This is a genomic window from Niallia sp., assembly GCF_031978665.1.
GTDB lineage: Bacteria > Bacillota > Bacilli > Bacillales > Cytobacillaceae > Niallia.
The window spans coordinates 74,630-80,259 of sequence record NZ_DALZDK010000014.1; the positions used below are offsets into that span (position 1 = coordinate 74,630).

A 5,630-nucleotide genomic window follows, 5' to 3' on the forward strand; every position below is an offset into this window, starting at 1 on the left:
ACTCATTTTCTCATTATTTTCACCTAGGATCATTCCTTGGTTAAATAATTTTTGGAATGGTTCTTTTGTTGGAACTACTCCTACATCATAAAGTACTTTATGCCAGAAGCGCGCATATAGAAGATGCAATACCGCATGTTCTACTCCACCAATGTACATATCTACTGGAAGCCAGTCTTTTATTTTTTCTGGATCTGCAATTTGCTCGTTATTTTTTGGATCAATATAACGTAAATAATACCAGCTGCTTCCAGCCCATTGAGGCATTGTATTTGTTTCACGTCTTCCTTTTTTGCCAGTTGCAGGATCCACCACATTTACCCAATCTGTAATATTGGCTAATGGAGACTCCCCTGTTCCTGATGGCTTAATTTCTGATGTTTCTGGAAGTGTCAATGGTAATTCTTCTTCCGGAACGCCAGTCATTGTGCCGTCTTCCCAATGAATAATTGGAATTGGCTCGCCCCAGTAACGTTGACGACTAAATAGCCAATCACGCAGTCTGTATGTTATTTTTTTCGTACCAATTTTTTTCTCTTCTAACCAGCTAAGCATTTTTGTAATAGCTTCTTCTTTATTTAAACCATTTAAGAAATCCGAGTTTACATGTTCGCCATCACCAGTGTATGCTTCTGCTTCCACATTTCCCCTGCCACTACTTCTTTAATTGGCAAGTTAAATGCTTTCGCAAACTCATAGTCTCTTTCATCATGTGCAGGTACAGCCATTATGCTTCCTGTCCCATAGCTTACAAGCACGTAATCAGCGATCCATATTGGCATTTTCTCTCCGTTAGTAGGGTTAACAGCATAAGCACCTGTAAATACGCCTGTCTTTTCTTTTGCCAAATCCGTTCTTTCTAAATCACTTTTACTTTTGATTTTTTCTAAGTAAGTTTCTACAGCAGCTTTTTGCTCTGAAGTTGTTATTTTCTCAACAAGAGCATGCTCAGGGGCAAGTACCGCATAAGTAGCACCAAATAATGTATCCGGTCTTGTTGTAAATACAGTAAAGGTTTCTTCATGATTGTCAATTTGGAAGGTTACTTCTGCTCCTTCTGAACGTCCAATCCAATTACGTTGCATTTCTTTAATACTTTCTGGCCAATCTACTTCATCTAAATCTTCTAATAGACGATCCGCATAAGCTGTTATTCTTAATACCCATTGTCGCATTGGACGTCTTTCAACAGGATGTCCTCCACGTTCACTTTTCCCATCGATGACTTCTTCATTTGCTAGAACCGTTCCTAATGCTGGGCACCAGTTAACTGCTACTTCATCTACATAAGCTAAGCCCATTTCATATAGCTTTAGAAATATCCATTGTGTCCACTTATAATATTCTGGATCTGTAGTATTAATTTCACGATCCCAGTCATAAGAAAAGCCTAAAGATTTGATTTGGCGACGGAATGTATCAATGTTTTTCTGTGTAAATTCCGCTGGATGATTACCAGTATCTAATGCATATTGCTCTGCTGGCAAACCGAAAGCATCCCATCCCATCGGATGTAGCACATTAAAATCCTGCATTCTCTTCATACGGGAAAGTATATCTGTTGCTGTATATCCTTCTGGATGGCCAACATGAAGCCCTGCTCCTGATGGATATGGGAACATGTCTAGTGCATAAAACTTTTTCTTGCTTTTTTCTTCACTTGTTTTAAAAGTTTTGTTTTCTTCCCAAAACTTTTGCCATTTCTGTTCTATTTTCTGATGATTAAAGCTCATCTTAAAATCCTCCTAAAAAGTTGTTTTCTCCAAAATAAAAAGCCCCACATCCCAAATAGGGACGAGAGGCATTATGTATAATCTCCCGCGGTACCACCCACAATTAGTGAATAAATCACTCGCTTCATAATCCCTTAACGCAGGTGTACGGCAAGCATTACTAAAAAGTTCACACTTGCAACTCAAAGGCGAGTTCAAGATGTTTTTGACTGACTTGCACCAACCGTCAGTTCTCTTCATTTCAAAAGGGCATCTTTACTATTCCTTATCCGTGTTGTTCACTTATATGGTCTTAATTGTATTGTATTTTCATTCATGTTGCAAGTAGTTTTCAGATTAAGCAGGTAACAGATGTTTTCTTGTTTCTTTTATTATATGTCTTTTGCCATCTAACGTTCCCATTTCACTTTCTCTGCCCATTCAGTAACGAATTGAAGTAACTTTCTATCCTGATTTCGACCTGCTAAAAAAGAAAGACCAATAGGTGTTCCATCTAATGTTGCTAATGGCAGATTTACTTGAGGAAAACCTGATAAACCAGCAATACAACAAAGCTGGAAAGTTTGACTTCTTTTTACTTCTAATTCTTCCAATGGAAGGTTTAGAAGTGGTGCTTTTCCAGGTGCTGTTGGAATAATTAAAATCCCGTCTTCTTCAAGAAGTTTTTCCATTCTTTGCTTAATTATACGTCGTTTCTGCTGATATTGTGGCAAATCTTCTTCTTTTAAAGAACTTGCCCATTGAAATCTTTCCGCAATCCCTGGACCAAAAGTAGGATTTACCTGTTGAATCCATTCCCGATGCTCTTGCCAAATTTCTCTCCCTTGCAGCTGCCTAAAAACCTCTGCCCACTCTTGTAATCCCTCTTCTGCAATAATAGTTGTCGAGTAACTTGGTACAGACTCCTCTAATTTATCCAGAAAAGGAGCAAAGGCGTTTTGCACTTCCTGATCAGCTAATGCCCACGCGTCTCTTCCTACAATAAAGCGCGTAAAGGAACCTTCCTCTTGAACAGGAAGAAGAACTTTACCAACTTTGTATAAGATTTCTGCATCCTGTGCCATCCATCCAACCGTATCAAAGCTTTTCGCAAGGGGAGTCACTCCATCTATATTAACTGCTCCGTTAGTAGGACGGATTCCATAAATTCCACAATAAGAGGAAGGAATTCTTACTGATCCCCCTGTATCTGTTCCTAGGGAAAAATCAGTTAATTCAGCAGCAACTGTTACTGCTGAACCACAAGAAGAGCCACCTGGAATACGGTTAGCATCCTTAGGATTAACCGGAGTGCCATAATGATAATTTTCGCCATTTAGGCTGTACATTAATTCATCCGTAATTGTCGTTCCCATTAGGGTAGCACCGTTATTTAATAAACTATCAATTGCTGGTGCTGTTGTTCTTGCGGGCTCATGACTTTGGAGCCAATCTGGATTACCTGCAGAGGAAACGTAATCTTTAATGGAAAATACATCTTTCACGGCAAACTTCAGCCCATCCAAGTTCCCTTTTTTTGTTGGTTTTAATGAAATATTTTCATCCATATATGCACCAAAATTACTCATTTATTTTAACTCCTCTCTAACCAATTTCTATCATTTATTTAGACAAGATGATCGACTAAGTTGTAATCCTGCACAGCCCATTTTTTCTCTTTATAATGAATATTACTGATACATGCATTCAATAAGTATTTTTCAATGGTAAGCTGTTCTTCGGATACAACAGTTAATAAGGTATGTATGACTGCACCATGTGCGACTAATAATACTTTTTTATTTGGGAACAGGGAAAGAATTTTTTCTAAACCATTCATTATTCTTTTTACTAATTCTTCTCTCGATTCCTGATTTGGGTACTGTTGATCTGGATATAGAAGCGCTCTTTCTTCTCTTGTTTTCCCTTCTGCATCGCCAAAGCTGCGCTCCATAAATTCAGCCATTTCTATAACCTGCAGTTGTAAAGATTCATTAATAACAAGCGCTGTTTGTTTCGCTCTTTTTAAAGGACTAGTCACGATTACATCCCAGTCAGTACCTTCTAAATAATCTCGGCATTGCCGCGCCTGCTTTTTACCATTTTCATTTAAAGGAATATCGGTTTTCCCCTGAATCTTTCCCGTTGCATTCCAATCTGTTTCTCCATGCCTTATTAAACATATATTTGTCATCTACTTGATCCTTTCTACGCAACCTCACGCTAAATTTTAGGGTTATTTCTACTTTATTAGAAAAAGCCTAATTTTTCAAATAAATGAAGTATTTTGATTATTAATATAGAAAAATTATCCTATTTCACCATCCAGGTTCCCATTTTACACTTTTTTCTATCAGAAAATTCCGCCTTTAGGAAAATGGGTACTATTCTATTGCAGCTTTAATGAAAAGCAACTACACTTATGTCTGGTATTTAGAATAAAGTTGCAAAGGAGCACCATTATGCCTCGTTCTCTTTGGCTTTTAGTTATTGGAATGGCTGTAAATGTTACAGGTTCTTCCTTACTTTGGCCTTTAAATAGTATCTACATTCATGAGCATTTAGGAAAGACACTTACGGTAGCGGGTTTTATCCTGATGCTTAATTCTGGAGCAAGTGTTATCGGTAATTTAATCGGAGGCGTCCTTTATGATAAGTTGGGTGGGTATCTTTCTATTTTATTAGGTATTTCCTTCACAGCCTTCTCTTTACTAGGGCTTACTCTATTTGATAATTGGGGAACTTACTGTACCTTTTTCACCTTATCTGGTTTTGGATCTGGCATTATTTTCCCTAGTATGTATGCAATGGCAGGGAATGTTTGGCCAGAAGGTGGAAGAAAAGCCTTCAACAGTATATATGTTGCTCAAAACGTGGGGGTCGCACTTGGATCTGCGATTGGCGGAGTCATTGCCTCTTATTCATTCCAATTAATTTTCCTGTCCAACACCCTTATGTACGGGGTATTTTTCCTTATCGCCTTTTTCAGCTATAAAAACATTAAGGTAAAAGATGATGCCATTCTTTCTTCCAATAGAAAAGTTTCTAAAAGAAAAGGAAAGTCTTTATTAAAAGGAAGCCCTGCTATGTATTCTCTTGGCATTTTAGGATTTGGTTATTTATTATGCTGGATCTGTTATGTCCAATGGCAAGCTACTATTTCAACTCATACGCAGGAGCTTGGTATCCCTTTAACACAGTATAGTTTATTATGGGCTGTAAATGGGGGACTTATTGTTTTTGGTCAACCACTTATTTCTTTTTTTACTAAAAAAGTATGTACGTCTATTAAGAAACAAATGCTTATCGGTATCGGAATTTTTATCGTTTCCTTCCTTATTGTTGGAAAAGCAGAATTCTTTTCTGGCTTTCTTGCAGCAATGATTATCTTAACGATTGGAGAAATGCTTATTTGGCCAGCAGTACCGACCATTGCGGATAAGCTAGCTCCTAAGGGAAAAGAAGGTTTTTTCCAAGGAATTGTGAATAGTACTGCAACTGGTGGGAGAATGATTGGGCCACTTCTTGGAGGTATGCTTGTAGATAGTAGCGGCATGACATTGCTTGTACCTATATTAGTGATCTTGCTAGTGATTAGTTTACTTACGGCCTATTTCTATGACTATCCAACAAAAGAAGCTTCTAAATTAGCTCCTAAGACAAATTAATGTGAATGTCCCAACTATTGTATATGGTTGGGACATTCTTTTTTATGGATAGCTATTCTTGTCTAGTTTTCGATTTAGCTGGTTGTCCACCAGATTGCTCATATTTCTTTTTGGCGGCTTTTACTAGATCGACATCTTTCCCCAGCTCTAAATCCTGACTATTTATTCCATTACGCGTTTTTTGTTCAGGATTATTTTTCTTCGAACGTTTATCCATTGTGATGCCTCCTTAATGCAATCCTAGTGTCAT

At 37.7% G+C, this 5,630-nt stretch carries 4 protein-coding genes, 1 pseudogene and 1 other annotated feature; of the genes and pseudogenes, 1 reads left to right on the forward strand and 4 read right to left on the reverse strand.

What is annotated here, in order from left to right:
• From leuS to RTL21_RS09710, 3 genes and pseudogenes are all read right to left on the reverse strand, one after another.
• Positions 1 to 1,733: pseudogene (leuS, locus tag RTL21_RS09700) on the reverse strand (leucine--tRNA ligase); the annotation flags it as partial.
• Positions 1,734 to 1,787: 54 nt separating this feature from the next.
• Positions 1,788 to 2,014, reverse strand: a binding site (T-box leader).
• 108 nt (positions 2,015 to 2,122) lie between these two features.
• The gene (locus tag RTL21_RS09705) at positions 2,123 to 3,301 is read right to left on the reverse strand and encodes an amidase (RefSeq protein WP_312095676.1); all 1,179 of its coding nucleotides are present in this window, start codon (positions 3,299 to 3,301) and stop codon (positions 2,123 to 2,125) included.
• A 38-nt stretch (positions 3,302 to 3,339) separates the two neighbouring features.
• Positions 3,340 to 3,906 (reverse strand): histidine phosphatase family protein, encoded by a 567-nt coding sequence (locus RTL21_RS09710; protein WP_312095677.1) that lies wholly within the window; start codon positions 3,904 to 3,906, stop codon positions 3,340 to 3,342.
• 268 nt (positions 3,907 to 4,174) lie between these two features.
• Here RTL21_RS09710 and RTL21_RS09715 point away from each other — a divergent pair, with 268 nt between their 5' ends.
• On the forward strand, positions 4,175 to 5,380 hold the full coding sequence (locus RTL21_RS09715; RefSeq protein ID WP_312095678.1) for an MDR family MFS transporter: 1,206 nt from the start codon (positions 4,175 to 4,177) through the stop codon (positions 5,378 to 5,380).
• Between the two features lie 52 nt (positions 5,381 to 5,432).
• Here the strand turns inward: RTL21_RS09715 and RTL21_RS09720 are convergent, their stop codons facing one another.
• The gene (locus tag RTL21_RS09720; RefSeq protein ID WP_312095679.1) at positions 5,433 to 5,597 is read right to left on the reverse strand and encodes a glycogen biosynthesis protein GlgD; all 165 of its coding nucleotides are present in this window, start codon (positions 5,595 to 5,597) and stop codon (positions 5,433 to 5,435) included.
• Positions 5,598 to 5,630 lie beyond the last annotated feature (33 nt).

Coding starts and splice junctions, on each gene's coding strand:
- RTL21_RS09710 (WP_312095677.1), bottom strand. CDS start 3,906: ATGACAAATATATGTTTAATAAGGCATGGAGAAACAGATTGGAATGCA.
- RTL21_RS09720 (WP_312095679.1), bottom strand. CDS start 5,597: ATGGATAAACGTTCGAAGAAAAATAATCCTGAACAAAAAACGCGTAAT.
- RTL21_RS09715 (WP_312095678.1), top strand. CDS start 4,175: ATGCCTCGTTCTCTTTGGCTTTTAGTTATTGGAATGGCTGTAAATGTT.
- RTL21_RS09705 (WP_312095676.1), bottom strand. CDS start 3,301: ATGAGTAATTTTGGTGCATATATGGATGAAAATATTTCATTAAAACCA.